Below are 20,934 nucleotides of genomic sequence, written 5' to 3'. Positions count from 1 at the left end.
GTAGTCTGCAGTATTGATTATAAAAGAACTTATCCTATTAACTAACTGTGTACAATCAGTGATTTTCATACGGATAACTTTTTTATATGCTATTATTTTATACTAAATTAGACCAAACATTTATAATTAAAAAAGTTCTTATTGCATTCATGGTTAAAAAAAATATTTTTTAATAAAAATTGAGATATAAATATAATCATATTTTTAAATTAAACATAAAACCATTTAAATTTAATCGAGATAAACATGTTCAATATATTTAAAAAAAGCATTATTTTTTTTATTATATTTTTTCTTATTATTAGTTCTATTTTATTCTATTGGAAACGTCCTTTTATAGTTCATAAAAAAAATTTAGAATTATTAAAATATGAAGAAATCACAAAAAAAATCAATATAAAAAACCCTAAAATTTCACATGAAGTAGAAAATTTTATAATGCAAAATCATAATATCTATGGCACCTTAACAGCTTTATCTTTAGCAAAAAAATATATTTTATATAACTCTCTTGATAAAGCATTTCTCCAATTAAAAAACAGCTTAAAATATACAAAAGAAGAAAATTTAAAAAACATTTTAAAATTAAATATGGCAAAAATACAAATACAAAAAAATAAAAATAAAAAAGCAATAGATATCCTTAAAACAATTCAAAACCATAATTGGGATAATATAGTTGAAAACATGAAAGGTGATATTTTTATGCATAAAAAAAATAAAAAAGAAGCATTAAAATCTTGGAAAAAAAGTTTTTCAATTGAAGATTCTAATGCATCTAAAGAAATTATTAATATGAAAATCAATGAATTAAAAGAATAAAAAATATAAATTAATAAAAAATAAATGCAAAATAAAGAAACACGTAAAGTATTTAAAAAAACATAAAAATATCAAAAATAAGAAAAGAGGGTGTATTTAAAATGATACCCATCATTGTATTAATCGGCCGTACTAACGTAGGAAAATCTACTTTATTTAATATTCTAACAAAAACTAGAGATGCATTAGTAATTAACTATCCAGGCATTACTAGAGACAGACAATATGGATATTGCAAATTACAATTAAATCAAAAAGTAATGTTAATTGATACAGCCGGCTTGGATATGAAATTAAACGAAATACAAAAAAAAGCGCATGAACAAACACTCATAGCAATAAAAGAATCACACTTAATCTTATTTGTAGTAGATGCTCATGACGGATTAATGGCACAAGAATATGAAATTGCTCAAAACATAAGAACACATCATAAAAAAACTATTCTAATTATCAATAAAATAGATGGTGTTAATCATGCTTCTAAAATTAATGAATTTTACTCTTTAGGATTCGAAAAAATACAAAAAATTTCTGCTAGTCATAATCAAGGAATTGATACTCTTATCAAAAAACATTTAATTCCTTGGACAAATATGACATTTAAAAAAGAAATAATAAATCAAAACATAAAATCAAAAAAATCACCTATAAAAGTAGCTTTTATTGGTCGACCAAATGTTGGAAAATCAACCTTGATAAATGGAATTTTAAAAGAAGAAAGAATGATTACATGCAATATACCCGGTACAACATTAGATAGTATATCAACATCTATGAAATATAATTGTAAAGATTATACTTTAGTTGATACTGCAGGAGCATCTAAAAAAAAGAAAGAAAATAACAAAATTGAAAAATTTTCAATAATTAAAACATTACAAACTATTGAAAAATCAAATGTAATATTATTAATATTAGATGCAAGTCTTCAAATATGTCATCAAGATTTATCGTTAGCTGATTTTATTATAAATTCTGGAAAAGGAATTGTTGTAGTTATGAATAAATGCGATCTTTTAAACTCTCTAGAATTTAAAGAAGTAAAAGAATCAATTAAAAAACAATTAAAATTTCTTTATTTTTCAAGAATACATTTTATATCAGCATTATATAAAAAAGGAATATTTCAATTATTTAAATCCATTCATGAATCTTATTCAGAATCTAAAAGAAAAATTAGCACATCAATGCTAACTAGGACTATGCATATAGCGATTAAAAAACATCAACCTCCAATCATAAAGGGACGTCGAATAAAATTAAAATACGCACATTTGGGCAGTTTAAATCCACCTAAAATCATTATACATGGCAATCAAGTTAAATATTTATCTTTACCTTATAAACGATATTTAATAAATTTTTTTTATAACGCTCTTAAGATAAAAGGTACACCAATTCAAATACAATTCAAAGATAATGTAAATCCTTATATTACAAATAAAAATTAATGATCTGTAATATAATTTAGACTATATAAAGGAATTTCTACTTCAATATCAACTTTTCCGATAATAGCTTGGCAACTCAAACGACTTTCGGATTCGAGACCCCAAGCTTTATCTAAAATATCATCTTCTTTTTCAGACCACCCTGAAAGAGAAAAAAAACCTTTTCTTACAATGCAATGACAAGTACTACAGGCACATGATTGTTCACATGCATGTTCTAATTTAATATGATTTCGTAATGCAACAGTTAATATTGTTTCTCCTTCTTCTGCTTGAAACTCAGCACCTTGTGGTAATATAATCTTGTGAGGTAAAAATAATACTTTAGGCATCATATATTCTCTTTTAAAATACTTTTAATAGAAGAATGATTAATAGTTTTTTTAAGTTGCAATGAAAAAAAATTTTTACTTGCTTGATCTAATTTTTTCAAATTAATTTTCATAGAAAAAAAATCATCCTCTTCAATAGATTTTTGTAGTTGTTCTTGCATATTTTTTATTTTTTTTAATTCTTCTTGATTAATTAAATTCTGATGTATTTTTAAAGATTTATTTAAAATTTCTAAAACACGAATAGACTCCATTTTTTTTTCTGCTTTTACTCTAAAGTAATAATCATTTTTAGAGTATTTTACAGAATCCTCTAATATCTTAGAAATATTTATATTTTTTAATGTAACATTAAAATCAATTTTAATCTTTCTTTCTTTTTTACTATTTTTTTCTAAAATTTTAACATCTATTAATCCATTTGTATCAACTTGAAATGTCACTAAAATTCTAACTAATCCGGCTTTTTGTGGTTTAATGTCTCTTAAAACAAAACGTGATAATGAAATACAATCTTTTACTAATTCTCTTTCTCCTTGTAGAATATGTATAAGAATAGATGTTTGATTATCTTTATAAGTTGTAAATTCCTTTGTTTTTGATATAGGAAGTGAAGTATTCCGAAAAATAATTTTCTCAACAAAACCACCCATCACTTCGATTCCTAAAGACAATGGCATTATATCTAATAATATTATTTTATTTTTTACATTGTAACTATTAACAAGCATATTAACATGCATAGCTGCACCTATTGCAACAACTTGATCAGGATTAATAGAATTTAATGGGACTTTTTTAAAAAAATTTAACACTGAGGTATAAACTAATGGAACACGAGTAGAGCCTCCGACCATAATTACTTCTTTAATTTTCTCAACTGATAAATTAATTTCTTCGATAAGATTAGAGCAAATTAATAAAGTTTTTTTAACAAAGTCAATTATGATTGAATTAAATTCATTACGAGTAATACAACCTTTCCAACTAAAAAAATCTATTTCAACTTCTTCATATTTTGTTAATCTTAATTTTGTTAATTTTGCCATTTGAAGTAATGAAGATTGAAAAAAATCATTGCATTTATTAGATAAATTTGCTTTTCTATAAATATAACTTGCTAAAGCATAATCAAAATCGTCACCACCTAAATTAGAATCTCCACCAGTTGCTAATACTTCAAATATTCCTTTATTTAAATTCAATATAGAAACATCAAAAGTACCACCTCCTAAATCATATACAATAACAATTCCCTCTTTTTGTTTGTGTAAACTATATGCTACAGCTGCTGCTGTAGGTTCATTTAACAATTTTATTAAATTAATTTTAGCTAAAATAGCAGCTTTTTTAGTAGCTTTTTTCTGAAGATCATTAAAATATGCTGGAACTGTAATAATACTTGCATCTATTTCTTGATTAAATAAAAAAATAGCTCTTTTTTTTAAGCATTTTAATATATGGCTAGAAACATCTATAGGAGTAACACGACCAATATTTGTGTGAAAAATAATACCTTCATCAATATCTTTTTCTATAAAATATGGTAAAATAGGATACTTATCTTTAACAAAATCAATAGAACGACCCAATAGACGTTTTACAGAAATAATGGTATTAGAGGGATCATTAGTAATATTTTCTAAAGCCTTCCAACCTACAGATATTCTATTTTTTGTATAATGAACAACTGATGGTAATAAATAACGTTTTTTTTTGTCTAATAATAAGATCACGCTATCTTTATCAATTGTAGCAGCTAAAGAATAAGTAGTACCTAGATCAATACCTAACAATAATTTTTTTTTATCTTTTTTTTTTAAAAAAATCATATAAAATTATCCTAATTTATTTTTTTAAATAAACATTGTATTCTTTTTTTAAATTGTCTTTTATTTTTTTAAAAAAAAGCAATTCTGCAATTTTTTTAATAGCTTCTTCATATTGTTTTTTTTCAAATTCTATTTCAATTTTTTTCTTGCAAATTGTTATTTTTTTTTTTATTTTTTTAATGAGATTATTTAATCTTATTTCATCAAAATTATTTTCTTTTAAACTATCTAATTCTTCATATAAAGAAAAGTATTTTTTTAAAAAATTATTATCATTTAATAAAAGAGTTTCTCTTCTTATTTCAAAACCATTTAAAGAAAGAAAATATATTGCTCTACTTAAAAAATCTTTTAAAATTTTGTAACCTTTATTGATTTGTATTGACTTTTCTAAAATTATTTTTTTTTTAGATTCAGTATCATTTATAAATAAATCAGGATGAAATTTTAATTGTAATTTATAAAAATTTTTAGAAAGTAATTGTTTATTGATATTAAATTTTTCTGGTATATTAAATAATGCAAAATAATTCATAAATCTCCTATATTAAAATTAATTAAAATATAAAAAAATCACATGTTGAAAGAATATCTTCTTTCAACATTAAATAATTTTTTAAATTAATTTAAATTTTTTTTTCTTTTGTAATCAGAAATAGCTGCTTTGATAGCATCTTCTGCCAAAATAGAACAATGAATCTTTACTGGAGGAAGTTCTAATTCTTCTACTATGGTAGTATTTCGAATTGATTCTGCTTCTACTATAGACTTCCCCTTAACCCATTCAGTCACTAATGAACTTGATGCTATAGCAGAACCACAACCATATGTTTTAAAACATGCATCTTCAATAATACCTTCTTCATTAACTTTTATTTGTAATTTCATTACATCACCACAAGCGGGTGCACCTACTAATCCACTTCCTACATTAAGATCAGAATTAGAAAAAGATCCAACGTTCCGCGGGTTCTCATAATGATCCATTACTTTTTTACTATAAGCCATATAAAAATACCTTTCATTAATTATATTTTTAACTATGATCCCACTCTATACTATTTAAATCAACTCCTGATTTGAACATTTCCCATAAAGGAGAAAGTTCACGTAATTTATTAATTGATTTATGAACTAATTTTATTGTATATTCAATCTCATCTTTTGTAGTAAATCTTCCAATTGAAAAACGAATAGAACTATGAGCTAACTCATCTTTTATACCTAAAGCTTTTAGAACATAAGAAGGTTCCAAGCTAGCAGAAGTACAAGCTGAACCAGAAGAAATAGCCAAATCTTTAAGAGCCATAATTAAAGATTCACCTTCAATATAATTAAAACTTACATTTAAAATATGAGGTGCACCCTGTTGTAAATCACTATTTAAATACACTTCTTCAATATTTTTAATGCCATTCCATAGATAATTTCTTAATTTTGTTAAATGAATAAAATCATCATGTATTTTCTTTTTAGCCAACATAAACGATTCACCCATTCCAACAATTTGATGAACCGGTAAAGTTCCTGAACGCATTCCTCTTTCATGACCACCCCCATGTATCAAAGATAATAAACGAACACGTGGTTTTCGACGAACATAAAGAGCACCAATTCCCTTTGGTCCATAAATTTTATGAGCAGAAAAGGACATTAAATCTATAGATAATTTTTTTAAATCAATAGATATTTTTCCTAAACTTTGAGTTGCATCTACATGAAAAAAAACACCATTATTTCGACAAATTTTTGATATTCCATTAATATCTTGTATAATACCAATTTCATTATTTACATGCATTATAGAAACAAGGATGGTATCTTTATTTATGCTTTTTTTTAGATCATTTAAATCAATAATGCCGTTATTTTTTGGAGTAAGATAAGTTAATTTAAAACCTTGACTTTCTAAATATCTACAAGCATCTAAAACAGATTTATGTTCTGTTTGACTTGTAATAATATGTTTACCCTTCTTTCCATGAAAAGCAGCAATTCCTTTTATAGCTAAATTATTAGATTCAGTAGCACCAGAAGTAAAAACAATCTCACGAGAATCCGCTCCAATCAATTCAGATATTTGATTACGTGCAATATCAACTACTTCTTCTGCATTCCAACCAAATTTATGAGAACGTGATGCTGGATTTCCAAATATTCCATCAATTGTTAAATAATTCATCATTTTTTTTGCAACTTCAAAATCTACTGGTGTAGTTGCTGCATAATCTAAATAAATTGGAGTTTTCATAATAAATCTTTACCTCAAAATTATATTTTATAAAATATATTCTATCATTTAATAAAATTTTAAATCTAAAAATTACTAAAAATTTATTTTTTAAATATGCAAAATACATACTAGACTTTTATTCTTATTAAGAATATAATATTATTTAACAATAATTTATAATTATTAGGGGTGTAGTTCAATTTGGTAGAGCATCGGTCTCCAAAACCGAAAGTTGTAGGTTCAAATCCTTCCACCCCTGCCAAAAATCACTCATGAAATTTTTTAATAATTATTTTATTACATTAATTATTAAAAAATAGATCAATATCAATTTATATAAACCCGCGTTTTCTTAAAACAACTTTCTAAAAAATATATATTTCAAATCAAAAATTTTTTCATAATACAAACTTATTAAATAAAAAGTTTTTGTAAATTATTTTATATATTATATTAAATACTTTTTTAAAATTTTTATTTTTGGAGTTGTCTAATATGCCTAAATATCGTTCTTTTACAACTACTCAAGGTAGAAATATGTCTGGAGCAAGATCATTATGGCGCGCTACAGGTATGACTGATGAAGACTTTAAAAAACCAATTATTGCAGTAGTTAATTCTTTTTCTCAATTTGTTCCAGGACATATTCACTTACAAGAAGTCGGAAAACTTATTGCTAAAGAAATTCAAAAATCAGGTGCTGTTGCAAAAGAATTTAATACTATTGCAATAGATGATGGAATAGCTATGGGACATTCTGGAATGCTTTATTCATTGCCTTCACGTGAACTCATTTCTGATTCTATAGAATATGTAATTAATGCACATTGTGCTGATGCTATGATTTGTATTTCAAATTGTGATAAAATCACTCCAGGCATGCTTATGGCATCTTTACGTTTAAATATACCATCAGTTTTTGTTTCTGGTGGACCGATGGAGGCAGGAAAGATACAAAAAAATAATCAAATAATAAAAATTGATCTAGTCGATGCTATTGTTCATGGAGGCCAATCGAATAAATCTGATGACTTTCTTAAAGAAATTGAACTTTCAGCTTGCCCTACATGTGGTTCCTGTTCAGGTATGTTCACAGCTAATTCTATGAATTGTTTGACAGAAGTGATAGGTTTATCTTTACCTGGAAATGGTACACTATTAGCAACTCATATTGATCGTAAAAATTTATTTTTAAAATCAGCTCAAACTATAGTTAAAATTACTGAAGAATACTACAAAAACAATAATATAAATGTTTTACCAAGAAATATAGCTAATAAAAAATCTTTCGAAAACGCGATGATACTAGATATTGCAATGGGAGGATCAACCAATACTATTTTGCATTTGTTAGCAGCGGCTCAAGAAGCAAAAGTTGATTTTAAAATGTCTCATATTAACAAATTATCTAAAAAAGTACCTCATATCTGCAAAGTAGCACCAAGCAGTTCATTATATCATGTAGAAGATATTCATCGCGCAGGTGGTGTTGCAAGTATTTTAGGAGAATTAAATCGCTCTAATTTATTACATAAAGAAACAAGAAACATCTTACAGCTTAATTTAGAAGAAACATTAAATGAATATGATATTTCTTCTACAAAAAATCCTAGTGTAATACAAATGTTTCGAGCAGGCCCCGGAGGTATTCATACACAAAAAGCATATTCTCAAGATTTTAGATGGCCAACGTTAGATTATGATCGTAAAAATGGCTGTATTCGTTCTTGTAAATATGCTTATAGTCAAGATGGAGGATTAGCTGTTTTATATGGAAATTTAGCAAAAAATGGTTGTATAATAAAAACTGCTGGAATAGATAAAAAGAACTACATTTTTTCTGGTATTGCTAAAGTATATGAAAGTCAGGAAGAAGCAGTCAATGCGATTTTAAATAAAAAAATAAATCCCGGTGATATTGTTGTTATCCGTTATGAGGGTCCTAAGGGAGGACCAGGAATGCAAGAAATGTTATATCCAACTACATATTTAAAATCTATGAATTTAGATAAAACGTGTGCATTAATTACTGATGGTAGATTTTCGGGAGGCACATCAGGAATTTCTATAGGACATGTTTCACCTGAAGCTGCAAATAAAGGTATTATTGCTTTAGTAAAAAATGGTGATATTATTGATATTAACATTCCGCAAAGAGTTATTCACTTAAACATCACAGAAAAAGAACTATCTAATCGTATTTTTGATGAAGAAAAAAAAGGTTCTTTAGCTTATAAACCCTATAATCGTAAAAGATATATTTCTTCTGCTTTAAAAGCATATGCTTTTTTTTGTACCAGTGCTGATAAAGGAGCAGTTAGAGATTATAAAAAAATATCTGATATTTAAATAACATTGCTAAATTAGAATACAGGAATATTATGAATTATTTTAACACGTTAAATTTTAGTCAAAAAATTAATCAAATCAATAAATGTCGTTTTATGAAAAAAGAAGAATTTAATAAAAAAAATGATATTTTAAAAAACAAGAATATAGTAATTGTTGGTTGTGGTTCTCAAGGTTTAAATCAAGGATTGAATATGAGAGAATCAGGATTAAATATTTCTTATGCATTAAAAAAAAATAGTATTTTACAAAAAAATCAATCTTGGATTAATGCTATTCAAAATAACTTTAAAGTAGATAGTTATGAATCTTTAATACCAAGTGCAGATTTAGTCATTAATTTAACTCCTGACAAACAACATCACAATGTCATAAAAGATCTACAAAAATTAATGAAAAAAAATTCTTTTTTAGGCTATTCACATGGTTTTAATATTGTAGAATTTGGAGAAAAAATAAGAAAAGATATTACTGTTATTATGGTTGCTCCAAAATGTCCTGGAACAGAAGTTCGAGAAGAATATAAAAGAGGTTTTGGAGTTCCTACCTTAATTGCCGTGCATCACGAAAATGATATCAATAAAATGGGTTTAGAAATAGCAAAAGCATGGGCTTTTTCTACTGGAGGGCATCGTGCAGGAGTTCTTGAATCATCGTTTGTAGCTGAAGTTAAATCAGACCTAATGGGTGAACAAACAATTTTATGTGGAATCCTTCAAACAGCTTCATTATTATGTTATGAAAAATTAATTACAGAAAAACATGATCCAGCATATGCTGCAAAATTAATACAATATGGATGGGAAACTATTACAGAGTCTCTCAAACATGGTGGTATTACTTTAATGATGAATCGATTATCTAATACGTCAAAAATAAGAGCTTATAAACTTTGCGAAAAAATTAAAAAAATATTATCACCGCTTTTCCAAAAACATATGGACGATATTATTTCTGGAAAATTTTCTACTGAAATGATGAAAGATTGGGAAAATAATGATGAAAGATTATTAAATTGGCGAAATAATACAAAAAATACATCTTTTGAAAAAGCTCCTATTTATAATGATAAAATAATAGAACAAGAATATTACGATCATGGTATATTAATGATTGCAATATTAAAATCCGGCATTGAATTATCTTTTGAAAAAATGATTAAAACAGGTATTATAGAAGAATCCGCTTACTATGAATCATTGCATGAACTACCATTAATTGCAAATACTATTGCAAGAAAAAAATTATATGAAATGAATAAAGTTATTTCAGATACTGCTGAATATGGTAGTTATCTTTTCTCTGAATCTGCGTATCCTATTTTAAAAAAATTCATCTTAACTCTTGAGAAAAGTGATCTTGGTTGTTCATTACCACACCAATTAGTAGATAATATTGAATTACATAAAATAAATGAAACAATTCAAAATCATCCTATAGAAATTGTAGGACGTAAACTAAGAAGTTATATGAAAAAAATGAAAACCATTGCAGTTGCAAAATAAAATTTAAACAATATAACTCATCAATTAAATATTAATATTTTATGTCTCTAAATATTGCTCAAAAAAATGCTGTTGAATTTACTAATGGTCCCTGTCTAATATTAGCAGGGGCTGGTTCTGGAAAAACAAAAGTAATTATTAATAAAATTATTTATTTGATTAAACATTGTCAATATGAACCTGATAACATTGTCGCCGTAACTTTTACTAATAAAGCTGCTTATGAAATGAGGATTCGTCTATCAAAATATCTAAATATTCCAAAAATTAAGAAAATAATTATTTCTACTTTTCACTCATTGGGAATGGAAATCATTAAGAAAGAAATTGATACGTTAGAATTCAACAATAACTTCACTTTATTAGATGAAAAAGATCAAATTGTTTTATTAAAAAAAATATGTAAAAAAGAAATAAAAAATAATATTCACTCATTAAAAAAATTAAACTTTATGATTTCTTACTGGAAAAATAAGTTTCTTACTCCTTTACAAGTTCAATTACTAGCAAAATCAACTGAAGAAAAAGATTTAGCATTAATTTATAAAAAATATAACAATTATCTTTATCACGCTAATATATTAGATTTTGATGATTTGATTTGTATACCAACACTATTATTAAAAAATAATAAAAAAATAAAAAAATATTGGCAAAAAAAAATATCATATTTATTAGTCGATGAATATCAAGATACAAATAATAGTCAATACGAACTTATTAAAATGCTTACTCATAGAGATTCAAATTTTACATTAGTTGGAGATGATGATCAATCGATTTATTCATGGAGAGGGGCAAATCCTCAGAATATTTTTTTACTGAAAAAAGATTTTCCTAATTTAAAAATTATAACAATGGAACATAATTATCGATCTTCAGGAAGAATATTAAAAGCAGCTAATACTCTCATTTCTAACAATATACATTATTTAAAAAAAAAACTGTTCTCTAAACTTGAATACGGAAATCTTATAAAAGTTTTAATAGGTAAAGATGAAGAAAATGAAGCTGAAAAAATAGTTAAAAAAATCGTTTCCCAATGTGCTATAAAAAGAATAAAATATCAAGATCATGCTATTTTATACCGTGGTAATTATCAATCTAGAATTCTTGAAAAAGCTTTAATAAAAGAAAATATACCATATAATATATCTGAAAAATCATCCTTTTTTTCCCGTCCTGAAATTAAAGATTTACTGAGTTATCTTCGAGTAATTATTAATCCAGATGATAATCATGCATTTACAAGAATCATAAATATCCCTTCTCGTCAAATAGGTAAAATTACATTAAAAAAATTAGAAGAATGGGCAATTAAAAAAAATAAAAGTCTTTTTCGAATAAGTAATGATAAAGAGATTAAAAATTTTTTAAATGAAAAAACTATAAATAGAATAAAAAAATTTACTTCTAAAATAGAAAAATTCACCAAATTATCTCATTTAAAACCATCTAGTATTTTAGATGATATTATTTGTGATATAAAATATGAAACATGGTTATCTAAAGTTTTAAAAGAATCTAAAAAAATCAAAAATAGTATAAATAATATTTATACTTTATCAAAATGGTTTAAAAATATGCTTAAAGGCGATGATTTTGAACCACCAATGACTCTATCTCAAATTATTACACGAATGACAATTCGTGATATTTCCAAAAATAATATAACAGAAGAACAAGAAGATCGAGTCCAATTAATGACTCTACATGCTTCTAAGGGATTAGAGTTTTCCTCAGTATTTATAATTGGCATGTGTGAAGGAATCTTACCTAATCAAAAAAGCATCAATAATAATAATATAGAAGAAGAGCGAAGATTAACTTACGTTGGTATAACTCGAGCAAAAAAACAATTATTTTTCACTTATTGTTGCAAACGTATTCAATATGGACAAATATTAGATATGCTTCCTAGTAGATTTTTATTTGAATTACCTCAAGAGGATTTAGAATGGGATAAAAACATTACTTTAGATAGCTCTATCAAAAAAATAGAAGAAATTAAATCAAAAATATGTAATTCAAAAAAAAATAAAAATAATTTTAAATAAAATTTTTTTAAATTTAGTTTTAAAAAATTTTTAAAAATGATATTATGTAATTTTAAATTATAAAAATTCAAACTTATTTGAAATCTTTTACTACTGAGAACACACATTAAAATGAATAAAATAATTGAACTAACTGATGAAAATTTTGAGGAAAAAGTTCTAAAGTCAAAGAGTCTTACTTTAGTAGATTTTTGGGCTCAATGGTGTAATCCTTGTAAAATTTTAGCACCTATTTTAGAAGAAATATCACAAGAATACTCTAATAAAATTATTATTTGTAAATTAAATATTGAAGAAAATCCAAAAACTGCTCCCATGTATTCTATTAGAAGCATTCCTACATTATTGCTTTTTCATAATGGCGAAGTTCTTGCTACTAAAGTTGGAGCAGCTTCTAAACTAGAACTTAAAGAATTTTTAAATGAAAACATGAATTAAAAATATTGAAAAGAAAGTTAATTAAACACATTAAAAATTTAATTCAATTTAAAATTTATCATTAAATTTTACATTTATGTCATGATTTTTTTCGAAATATACCCCGATTTTACTAAGAACCCACCATTATGAATCTTACCGCACTTAAAAATATGCCAGTTTCTGAACTAATTATTCTTGGTGAAAAAATGGGGTTGGAAAATTTAGCGCGTATGCGTAAACAAGATATTATTTTTGCCATCCTTAAACAACATGCAAAAAGTGGAGAAGATATTTTTGGAGACGGTGTTTTAGAAATATTACAAGATGGATTTGGTTTTCTACGTTCTGCAGATAGTTCTTATTTAGCTGGTCCTGATGATATTTATGTTTCTCCTAGTCAAATTCGTAGATTTAATCTACGCACTGGTGATACTATCGCTGGGAAAATTAGACCTCCTAAAGAAGGAGAAAGATATTTTGCTCTACTTAAAGTAAATGAAGTTAATTATGATAAACCTGAAAATGCAAGAAGCAAAATATTATTTGAAAACCTAACACCATTGCATGCTAACTCCAGATTACGAATGGAACGTGGAAATGGATCTACTGAAGATTTAACAGCAAGAGTATTAGATTTAGCATCACCCATTGGACGAGGACAACGAGGCTTAATTGTAGCTCCACCAAAAGCTGGAAAAACAATATTACTTCAAAATATAGCACAAAGTATTGCTTATAATCATCCCGATTGTGTTTTAATGGTCTTATTAATTGATGAAAGACCAGAAGAAGTAACTGAAATGCAAAGATTAGTAAAAGGTGAAGTCGTTGCATCTACTTTTGATGAACCTGCATCAAGACATGTTCAAGTTGCTGAAATGGTTATTGAAAAAGCAAAAAGATTAGTAGAACACAAAAAAGATGTAATTATTTTACTTGATTCTATTACTCGTTTAGCAAGAGCTTATAATACTGTAGTACCAGCATCTGGAAAGGTTTTGACAGGGGGGGTTGATGCCAATGCTCTACACAGACCTAAAAGATTTTTCGGGGCTGCACGCAATGTAGAAGAAGGAGGAAGTTTAACGATTATTGCAACTGCACTAGTCGATACTGGCTCTAAAATGGACGAAGTAATTTATGAAGAATTTAAAGGAACAGGTAACATGGAGCTGCCATTATCAAGAAAAATTGCAGAAAAACGTGTCTTTCCAGCTATCGATTATAATCGATCTGGAACTAGAAAAGAAGAATTATTAACTTTGCCAGATGAACTGCAAAAAATGTGGATTTTAAGAAAGATTATTCATCCTATGAGTGAAATAGATGCAATGGAATTTTTATTAAACAAACTTTCTATGACGAAAACAAACGATGAATTTTTTGATATGATGAAACGTTCGTAAATTTTAATATTTACATAAACATCACAATAATTATATTAAAAAATATTTTATTTTTAACCAACATTATACAATAAAATTATATATAATAAATATTATATATAAATTTTTCAAAAAAAAAGCTGGACAATCAAGATTATTAATCTTAAAATCTAATTTGTTTCTGCACAATGCGCTCGTAGCTCATTTGGATAGAGCGCTACCCTCCGAAGGTAGAGGTGTCAGGTTCAAATCCTGTCGAGCGCACTTTTTTTATAAAGAAGAATTTTTAAATTGGTGGCTATAGCTCAGTTGGTAGAGTTCTGGATTGTGATTCCAGTGGTCATGGGTTCAAATCCCATTAGCCACCCCAAAAAAATAAAATATTTTGTTCGATACGGTACGGCGAATAGCGCAGTTTGGTAGCGCAACTGGTTTGGGACCAGTAGGTCAGAGGTTCAAATCCTCTTTCGCCGACCAAAAAATTAAATTTTAAAATAAAATTTTTTGATAATTTCAAGAAAAAATTCATTATTAGCATAATTTGATACTATTATATCTTTCCATCCTAAATTTTTTGCTATCTGAGATAATCTTCTACCCACAACAAATATTTTACATCTAAATAGCCATTTAGTCTGATTAGTATTAGAAAAAATATTTTTTAATGCGTATAAAGATTCACCACTTGTTACTATTAAAGTATCTATTTTATATGAACGCCATTTTTTTATTTCCATCTTACCATCTAAAATTTTAAAAACTCTTTTATAACATTGAATCAAACAAATTTTAAAACCTTCTTTTTTTAAATTTTTTTCTATTAATGTTCGTCCATTTTCTCCTTGTAATAAAATTATTTTATCATTTTTTATTTTATCTTTATATAAAATTTTTAACAACTCTTCACTATTTTCTTTTTTTTTAGGAAAAAAAATTTTTTTTTAATATAATTATTAAGAAAAAAAGCGGTACTTTTACCAATAGCATAATATTTTACATTAGACGGCCATTCTAGATTGTTTTTTATTAAATACAAATTAGTAAAATAAATAGATTTTTTAGAAAAAACAAGAATAATTTTTGATTGATACAGTTCATTAATTTTTTTTGATAAACTTATTGAACTAACACTTGGATAAAAATCAAACAAGGGAAAATGCCAAGCAGGAATACCTATTTTATTAAGATTATTTACTAATTCTTCTCCTTCAGGAGACGGTCGTGTTACTAATACTTTCATATATAATAAAATTTTTTAATATGAAGATTATTAAGAATATTTTTAGCTCCGTTATTAAGTAATTCATTAGCAAGTGAATATCCCATTTTTTCTCCTGTATTATACCAACCTCTTCTTTCTCCTTTTAATATTATTTTTCCATCAGGAGAACCAACTAATCCTCTTAACCAAAGTTTATTTTTTTTTAAAATAGCATAACTTCCAATGGGAATCTGACATCCTGATTCTAATTTTCTGCAAAAAGCTCTTTCCGCATTTATTTCAATAAAAGTCTTTAAATGATTAAGACGAGATAAAAAAAATAGAACTTTTTTGTCATGTATTCGCGATTGAATACCAATAGCACCTTGACCACATGAAGGAAGAGATAACTCAGCTGGTATAATCTGAGTAATTCTATTTTTTAAATTTAACCTATTTAATCCTTCAGTAGCAAGAATGATTGCATCATATTTACCTTGGTCTAATTTAGCTATTCTAGTTTCTATATTACCTCTTAAAGGAGAAAAAACTAAATCTGGTCGATAAGTAATTAATTGACACTGTCTTCTTAAACTAGATGTCCCAATAATAGCACCTTTCGGTAATTGATTTATCGATTGATAATCATTAGATACTAGTGAATCTAAAGCATTTCCTCTTTTACAAATACTAACTAAACATAATTCTTTTGTAATATTTACTGGAAGATCTTTCATGGAATGAATTGCAATATCTGCTTTATTTTCAAGCAGAGCATGTTCTAATTCTTTAATAAATAATCCCTTTCCACTAATTTTGGAAAGAGATTTATTTAAGATATTATCTCCATGAGTAACAATAGGTACTAATTTTATATTTAAATCTGGATATAAAGATAGTATTTTTTTTTTAACATAGTTGGTTTGCTCTAAAGCTAACGGACTTTTTCTAGTAGCAATTCTCAATGTTTTATCGTAGATATTAGGATTCATATTAATATAGATGTATTTTTTATAATTTTTTGAAATCGAAAAAATGTTCTTCTTTATTTTAAATATATAAAAGAAATTATCATTTTTTTATATTTATATATAAAAATTTTTAGATTAAACTCATATTATTTTTTATAAAAAATTAAATTTTTTTTTGATTGAATAGAACATGCTTTTTCAAATATTTCCCAAAAATTTTTATTACTTCGATTACAGATCCATTGATTATTTTTATAGTTAAAATGATATCCATTTACTTTTGTAGCTAACCAAATTTGTTTTAGAGATTCTTGTTTATTAATAATTATTAAACTTTTATCATTAAAAATGATACTCATGACATAATCTTGAATCTCATAATCAAAATCTATTTCATTCTCATATAAATTTAAATTATCTTCGATTTTTAAAAACAAATCATTTACTAATATATAAAAATTGTTATTCTCTTTCTGAGATATTATTTTTTTTTTCATAAAAATAGTCCTTAATTTAATTTTAATTATAACAAATTATAAAAAATAAAAATAATCAAATTTATATAATTTGATACTCAAATATTGAAAGATTAATATTATTAATAAATAATATTGTAAAAAACACTAAGAGGACAAAATGGATTTATACTATAAAGATAAAAAAAAAATAAATTTTTCTAAAATGCATGGATTAAGTAACGATTTTATGGTTATTAATTGTATTGAAGAAAATTTTATTTTATCATCGTGTATAATAAAACAGTTATCTGATCGATATACCGGAATTGGTTTTGATCAATTGTTACTTATAGAAAAATCAAATAATGCTCTATTTGATTTTAATTACCGAATTTTTAATGCTAATGGAAATGAAGTTGAACAATGCGGGAATGGTGCTCGATGTTTTGGTCTTTTCCTTTTACTGAAAGGTTTAACTAATAAAAAAAAAATTTTAGTTAGTACTAAAAAAAAACCTTTAATTATTGAGTTTTTACCCAAAAATATAATTAAAGTTGATATGAATGAACCTGATTTTACTTTTCATAATTTATCTTCATTAAAAAATATTTTATACAAGAATTTTTCAATAAAACTTTTTCGCGGGAATCTAATTTGTAGTTTAGTATCTATTGGAAATCCTCATTGTATTATTAAAGTGCAATGTATCAAAAATGCTCCTGTAAAAATTATTGGTGAAAATATAGGAAAAAATCCTATATTTCCAGAAGGAATAAATGTAAGTTTTGTGGAAATTATAAATAAAAATTCTATAAAATTAAGAGTGTATGAGCGTGATGTAGGTGAAACAAAAGCTTGTGGAAGTGCTGCTTGTGCTGCAGTTGCAATGGGTATAGCACAAAAATTACTTTCTGATGTTGTTGAAGTTGAATTATTAGGTGGAAAATTAACTATAATCTGGAAGGGTTTTGGAAATCCTCTTTATATGATAGGACCTGCAACACATGTTTACGATGGTTTTATATATATATAAAAAAATATTTTTTACTAACAAAGAGGCTATATTTTGATTTTATTAAAAAATAAAAAAGAACCATTAAAAAAACAATATATAAAAAAAAATACAAAAAAATTTAATCAAGTTATTTTAGCTCTTTTTTCTGGTGGTTTTGCTACTTTTTCTATTTTATATTGTGTACAATCAATTTTACCAATATTTTCTAAACAATTTTATTTGACTCCAGCCGAAAGTAGTTTATCTCTCTCCGCTGCAACTATGACTATGGCTTTAGGAATGCTTTTTACTGGACCATTATCTGATGTAATTGGCAGAAAATCAATTATGTCTATTTCTTTATTTATGGCGGCAATATTAACTATTATATGTTCAATGATGACGAGTTGGACAAGTATTGTTTTGTTACGTTCATTAACGGGTTTAGCACTAAGCGGCGTTGTTGCTATCGCCATGACATATATTAGTGAAGAAATACATCCTAATTCTTTATCTTTTTGTATGGGTCTATATATTAGTGGAAATACCATAGGTGGTTTTTCGGGGAGGCTTTTAAGTAGTGTTTTAGCAGAAAAGTTTTCTTGGAATATTTCATTAATGATAATTGGTTTATTCTCTTTTATATCGTCTTGTTTTTTTTTATATTTTTTACCTCCCTCTAAAAATTTTTTATCTATTTCTACTAATTTTCATAAATTTTTAAATCGTTTTTATCTGCAATTAAAAAATCCAGCATTATTTATACTATTTATAATAGGTTTTATATTAATGGGTAGTTTTGTTACTATTTTTAATTACATAGGTTACCGTTTGATATTAGAACCATTTTTTCTTTGTCAATCTAGCGTGGGATTATTGTCTATTATTTATTTAACTGGCGTATATAGTTCTCCTAAAGCTGGTATTTTAATCAATAAATATCATCGAAATAATATTCTTATTGTATCATTATTATTAATGATAATAGGTGTGTTTATTACACAGTATAATCAATTATTAATGGTTCTTTTAGGTTTAATTATTTTTTCTGGTGGGTTTTTCGCATCACATTCTACTGCTAGTAGTTGGGTTGGTTCATATACTAATATTGCTAAAATTCAAGCAACGTCTTTATATTTATTTTTTTATTATTTAGGTTCTAGTGTTTTTGGTACATTTGGTGGTTTTTTTTGGTTTCATATGAAATGGCCTGGAATTTCTACCTTTATTATAATAATGTTATTTTTTGCAGTTTTTTTATCTTTTAAATTAAAGAAAAAAAATTTTTAAAATAAAAATTTTAATATTTTTATGAAAATATTATTATAATATAAAATATATTCTTTGCCTTGCAAAATCTTTTGTAAAATAAAATTTATATTTTACTTTCCTCAAACATAGTTTCTCACAGATAATAAACGTAGTTCAATTCATCAAAATGGCTTAAAGATTATGCTATATTTATTTTCTTATTCTGATTTGAATCATAGTTTATTGGTTTTTTTAGCTTTATTTTTTGTTTTATTTTATGAGGCTATAAATGGTTTTCATGATACAGCCAATGCAGTATCAACTTTAATATATACTCGAGCAATGTCTGCACATATTGCAGTTATAATGTCTGGAGTATTTAATTTTTTAGGTGTTTTACTAGGAGGTTTGACTGTAGCTTATGCTATCGTTCATTTATTACCCAATGATTTATTATTAAATGCTAGTTCGAAAAATGCTCTTGCTATGGTTTTTTCAATGTTATTAGCAGCTATAATTTGGAATTTATCTACATGGTATTTTTGTTTACCTGCATCAAGTTCGCATTCTCTGATTGGAGCGATTATTGGGATAGGGTTAACAAATGCAATAGTTACAGATTCCTCTTTAGTAGATGCACTTAATCTCTCTAAAATGACTAGTATTTTTTTATCGCTTGTTTTTTCTCCTGTTATTGGATTAATAATAGCTGGAGGTTTAATTTTTTTACTACGATATTATTTAAATGATAATAAAATATTTTATCGTATTCATATGACTCCAGTAGAACGCGAAAAAATAGATGGTAGAAAAACACCACCATTTTTAATTAGAATAGCTCTTATCTTATCATCTATTGGAGTTAGTTATGCTCATGGTGCAAACGATGGACAAAAAGGTATCGGATTAATAATGCTTGTACTTATAGGAATTGTACCTTCTTCTTTTTTGGTGAATTTAAATGCTAATAAATATGAAATCAATCATACAAAAAATACATTGAATAATTTAGAAAAATACTATTCAAAAAATAAAATTAATAATTCAGTTATAAATTACAAACATTATGAAGCTTTAAAAAATATTAAAAAAACTAAATTATTACTAAAAAATATATATAATTATAATTCTTTAAGCATTAAAAAAAGATTTCAATTGCGTCATTTTTTACTGTGTATCTCAGATTTAATTGATAAAACAGTAGATTCTTCTAATATTAATTTTAAAGATAAACATTTTTTAATACATAGTAAAAAAACGATGTTACAAACAATTGAATATGCACCCATGTGGATTATATTAATAGTTGCTTTATCTTTATCTATAGGAACAATGATAGGTTGGAGACGTATTGTTGTTACTATTGGCGAAAAAATAGGAAAAAAAAGAATGACATATGCACAAGCTATGTCCGCTCAAATAACAGCTTCTTTTTCTATTGGAATAGCAAGTTATACAGGTATACCAGTTTCTACTACACATATTCTTTCATCTTCCGTAGCGGGTACTATGTTAATTGATGGTGACGGAATTCAAATAAAAACTATTAAAAATATCGCTTTAGCATGGATATTAACTTTACCCGTTTCAATTTTATTATCTGGTTTTTTATATTGGATTGCATTATTTTTAATATAAAATATAAATTTTTATATATAAATGATATTTAC

At 25.5% G+C, this 20,934-nt stretch carries 19 protein-coding genes and 4 tRNA genes; 14 read left to right on the top strand and 9 right to left on the bottom strand.

The window, feature by feature from the left end; genetic code table 11:
- Positions 1 to 246 precede the first annotated feature (246 nt).
- On the top strand, positions 247 to 822 hold the full coding sequence (locus BAKON_RS03095; protein WP_014499730.1) for a YfgM family protein: 576 nt from the start codon (positions 247 to 249) through the stop codon (positions 820 to 822).
- A 101-nt stretch (positions 823 to 923) separates the two neighbouring features.
- A complete protein-coding gene (gene der / locus BAKON_RS03090) occupies positions 924 to 2,276 on the top strand; it encodes a ribosome biogenesis GTPase Der (protein WP_014499729.1) in 1,353 nt (450 codons plus the stop codon).
- Here der and fdx read toward each other — a convergent pair.
- The 5 genes from fdx to BAKON_RS03065 all read right to left on the bottom strand — a co-directional run bounded on the left by fdx (position 2,273) and on the right by BAKON_RS03065 (position 6,691).
- Entirely contained in the window at positions 2,273 to 2,608 is a 336-nt protein-coding gene (gene fdx / locus BAKON_RS03085; RefSeq protein ID WP_044005671.1) for an ISC system 2Fe-2S type ferredoxin, read from the bottom strand. The two genes, der and fdx, sit on opposite strands and share 4 nt — an antisense overlap.
- Positions 2,608 to 4,440 (bottom strand): Fe-S protein assembly chaperone HscA, encoded by a 1,833-nt coding sequence (gene hscA, locus BAKON_RS03080; protein WP_014499727.1) that lies wholly within the window; start codon positions 4,438 to 4,440, stop codon positions 2,608 to 2,610. The genes fdx and hscA overlap by 1 nt, the downstream gene beginning before the upstream one ends.
- A gap of 16 nt (positions 4,441 to 4,456) precedes the next feature.
- A complete protein-coding gene (gene hscB, locus BAKON_RS03075) occupies positions 4,457 to 4,975 on the bottom strand; it encodes a Fe-S protein assembly co-chaperone HscB (RefSeq protein WP_014499726.1) in 519 nt (172 codons plus the stop codon).
- An 86-nt stretch (positions 4,976 to 5,061) separates the two neighbouring features.
- Complete coding sequence (gene iscU, locus BAKON_RS03070; RefSeq protein WP_014499725.1) at positions 5,062 to 5,448, bottom strand: Fe-S cluster assembly scaffold IscU; 387 nt, start codon at positions 5,446 to 5,448, stop codon at positions 5,062 to 5,064.
- A gap of 28 nt (positions 5,449 to 5,476) precedes the next feature.
- Positions 5,477 to 6,691, bottom strand: a complete 1,215-nt coding sequence (locus BAKON_RS03065; protein WP_014499724.1) for an IscS subfamily cysteine desulfurase — start codon at positions 6,689 to 6,691, stop codon at positions 5,477 to 5,479.
- Positions 6,692 to 6,858: 167 nt separating this feature from the next.
- Here BAKON_RS03065 and BAKON_RS03060 point away from each other — a divergent pair.
- The 9 genes from BAKON_RS03060 (at position 6,859) to BAKON_RS03020 (ending at position 14,866) form a co-directional block, all read left to right on the top strand.
- A tRNA-Trp gene (locus BAKON_RS03060) sits at positions 6,859 to 6,935 on the top strand.
- A gap of 233 nt (positions 6,936 to 7,168) precedes the next feature.
- Positions 7,169 to 9,022 (top strand): dihydroxy-acid dehydratase, encoded by a 1,854-nt coding sequence (ilvD, locus tag BAKON_RS03055; protein ID WP_014499723.1) that lies wholly within the window; start codon positions 7,169 to 7,171, stop codon positions 9,020 to 9,022.
- A 32-nt stretch (positions 9,023 to 9,054) separates the two neighbouring features.
- The gene (ilvC, locus tag BAKON_RS03050) at positions 9,055 to 10,527 is read left to right on the top strand and encodes a ketol-acid reductoisomerase (protein ID WP_014499722.1); all 1,473 of its coding nucleotides are present in this window, start codon (positions 9,055 to 9,057) and stop codon (positions 10,525 to 10,527) included.
- Between the two features lie 41 nt (positions 10,528 to 10,568).
- A complete protein-coding gene (gene rep, locus BAKON_RS03045; RefSeq protein WP_014499721.1) occupies positions 10,569 to 12,584 on the top strand; it encodes a DNA helicase Rep in 2,016 nt (671 codons plus the stop codon).
- A gap of 111 nt (positions 12,585 to 12,695) precedes the next feature.
- Positions 12,696 to 13,022 carry a thioredoxin TrxA gene (trxA, locus tag BAKON_RS03040; RefSeq protein ID WP_014499720.1) on the top strand — a complete coding sequence of 109 codons (327 nt, stop codon included), beginning with the start codon at positions 12,696 to 12,698 and terminating at the stop codon, positions 13,020 to 13,022.
- A 128-nt stretch (positions 13,023 to 13,150) separates the two neighbouring features.
- Positions 13,151 to 14,410 carry a transcription termination factor Rho gene (gene rho, locus BAKON_RS03035; RefSeq protein WP_014499719.1) on the top strand — a complete coding sequence of 420 codons (1,260 nt, stop codon included), beginning with the start codon at positions 13,151 to 13,153 and terminating at the stop codon, positions 14,408 to 14,410.
- A gap of 169 nt (positions 14,411 to 14,579) precedes the next feature.
- Positions 14,580 to 14,653, top strand: a tRNA-Arg gene (locus BAKON_RS03030).
- A gap of 30 nt (positions 14,654 to 14,683) precedes the next feature.
- A tRNA-His gene (locus tag BAKON_RS03025) sits at positions 14,684 to 14,759 on the top strand.
- Positions 14,760 to 14,789: 30 nt separating this feature from the next.
- Positions 14,790 to 14,866, top strand: a tRNA-Pro gene (locus tag BAKON_RS03020).
- Between the two features lie 5 nt (positions 14,867 to 14,871).
- On the opposite strand, the gene BAKON_RS03015 is transcribed toward BAKON_RS03020, so the two are convergent.
- The 4 genes from BAKON_RS03015 to cyaY all read right to left on the bottom strand — a co-directional run bounded on the left by BAKON_RS03015 (position 14,872) and on the right by cyaY (position 17,058).
- Positions 14,872 to 15,288 carry a uroporphyrinogen-III synthase gene (locus BAKON_RS03015; RefSeq protein ID WP_044005647.1) on the bottom strand — a complete coding sequence of 139 codons (417 nt, stop codon included), beginning with the start codon at positions 15,286 to 15,288 and terminating at the stop codon, positions 14,872 to 14,874.
- Positions 15,282 to 15,629, bottom strand: a complete 348-nt coding sequence (locus BAKON_RS03010; protein WP_044005646.1) for a uroporphyrinogen-III synthase — start codon at positions 15,627 to 15,629, stop codon at positions 15,282 to 15,284. Before BAKON_RS03010 ends, BAKON_RS03015 begins: the two co-directional genes overlap by 7 nt.
- Complete coding sequence (hemC, locus tag BAKON_RS03005; RefSeq protein ID WP_044005670.1) at positions 15,626 to 16,570, bottom strand: hydroxymethylbilane synthase; 945 nt, start codon at positions 16,568 to 16,570, stop codon at positions 15,626 to 15,628. Before hemC ends, BAKON_RS03010 begins: the two co-directional genes overlap by 4 nt.
- 137 nt (positions 16,571 to 16,707) lie before the next feature.
- Positions 16,708 to 17,058: an iron donor protein CyaY gene (gene cyaY, locus BAKON_RS03000; RefSeq protein ID WP_014499717.1), complete on the bottom strand. Its 351-nt coding sequence runs from the start codon at positions 17,056 to 17,058 to the stop codon at positions 16,708 to 16,710.
- A 139-nt stretch (positions 17,059 to 17,197) separates the two neighbouring features.
- Here cyaY and dapF point away from each other — a divergent pair, with 139 nt between their 5' ends.
- From dapF to BAKON_RS02985, 3 genes are all read left to right on the top strand, one after another.
- Entirely contained in the window at positions 17,198 to 18,052 is an 855-nt protein-coding gene (gene dapF / locus BAKON_RS02995) for a diaminopimelate epimerase (RefSeq protein ID WP_014499716.1), read from the top strand.
- A gap of 33 nt (positions 18,053 to 18,085) precedes the next feature.
- A complete protein-coding gene (locus tag BAKON_RS02990) occupies positions 18,086 to 19,303 on the top strand; it encodes an MFS transporter (RefSeq protein ID WP_014499715.1) in 1,218 nt (405 codons plus the stop codon).
- A gap of 162 nt (positions 19,304 to 19,465) precedes the next feature.
- Complete coding sequence (locus BAKON_RS02985; protein ID WP_014499714.1) at positions 19,466 to 20,902, top strand: inorganic phosphate transporter; 1,437 nt, start codon at positions 19,466 to 19,468, stop codon at positions 20,900 to 20,902.
- The last annotated feature ends 32 nt before the right edge of the window (positions 20,903 to 20,934 follow it).

It is taken from the genome of Buchnera aphidicola str. Ak (Acyrthosiphon kondoi), from assembly GCF_000225445.1.
GTDB classification, from domain to species: domain Bacteria; phylum Pseudomonadota; class Gammaproteobacteria; order Enterobacterales; family Enterobacteriaceae; genus Buchnera; species Buchnera aphidicola_A.
Note: the sequence above shows the minus strand (reverse complement) of the source record. Positions and strands in the feature narration are given on the sequence as shown.

What these genes read in the sequence shown, in the direction of transcription:
- cyaY (WP_014499717.1), bottom strand. Translation starts at nt 17,058, where the DNA reads ATGAAAAAAAAAATAATATCTCAGAAAGAGAATAACAATTTTTATATA.
- fdx (WP_044005671.1), bottom strand. Translation starts at nt 2,608, where the DNA reads ATGCCTAAAGTATTATTTTTACCTCACAAGATTATATTACCACAAGGT.
- trxA (WP_014499720.1), top strand. Translation starts at nt 12,696, where the DNA reads ATGAATAAAATAATTGAACTAACTGATGAAAATTTTGAGGAAAAAGTT.
- BAKON_RS03095 (WP_014499730.1), top strand. Translation starts at nt 247, where the DNA reads ATGTTCAATATATTTAAAAAAAGCATTATTTTTTTTATTATATTTTTT.
- BAKON_RS03065 (WP_014499724.1), bottom strand. Translation starts at nt 6,691, where the DNA reads ATGAAAACTCCAATTTATTTAGATTATGCAGCAACTACACCAGTAGAT.
- hscA (WP_014499727.1), bottom strand. Translation starts at nt 4,440, where the DNA reads ATGATTTTTTTAAAAAAAAAAGATAAAAAAAAATTATTGTTAGGTATT.
- rep (WP_014499721.1), top strand. Translation starts at nt 10,569, where the DNA reads ATGTCTCTAAATATTGCTCAAAAAAATGCTGTTGAATTTACTAATGGT.
- BAKON_RS03010 (WP_044005646.1), bottom strand. Translation starts at nt 15,629, where the DNA reads ATGAAAGTATTAGTAACACGACCGTCTCCTGAAGGAGAAGAATTAGTA.
- ilvC (WP_014499722.1), top strand. Translation starts at nt 9,055, where the DNA reads ATGAATTATTTTAACACGTTAAATTTTAGTCAAAAAATTAATCAAATC.
- BAKON_RS02985 (WP_014499714.1), top strand. Translation starts at nt 19,466, where the DNA reads ATGCTATATTTATTTTCTTATTCTGATTTGAATCATAGTTTATTGGTT.
- iscU (WP_014499725.1), bottom strand. Translation starts at nt 5,448, where the DNA reads ATGGCTTATAGTAAAAAAGTAATGGATCATTATGAGAACCCGCGGAAC.
- ilvD (WP_014499723.1), top strand. Translation starts at nt 7,169, where the DNA reads ATGCCTAAATATCGTTCTTTTACAACTACTCAAGGTAGAAATATGTCT.
- hscB (WP_014499726.1), bottom strand. Translation starts at nt 4,975, where the DNA reads ATGAATTATTTTGCATTATTTAATATACCAGAAAAATTTAATATCAAT.
- dapF (WP_014499716.1), top strand. Translation starts at nt 17,198, where the DNA reads ATGGATTTATACTATAAAGATAAAAAAAAAATAAATTTTTCTAAAATG.
- rho (WP_014499719.1), top strand. Translation starts at nt 13,151, where the DNA reads ATGAATCTTACCGCACTTAAAAATATGCCAGTTTCTGAACTAATTATT.
- der (WP_014499729.1), top strand. Translation starts at nt 924, where the DNA reads ATGATACCCATCATTGTATTAATCGGCCGTACTAACGTAGGAAAATCT.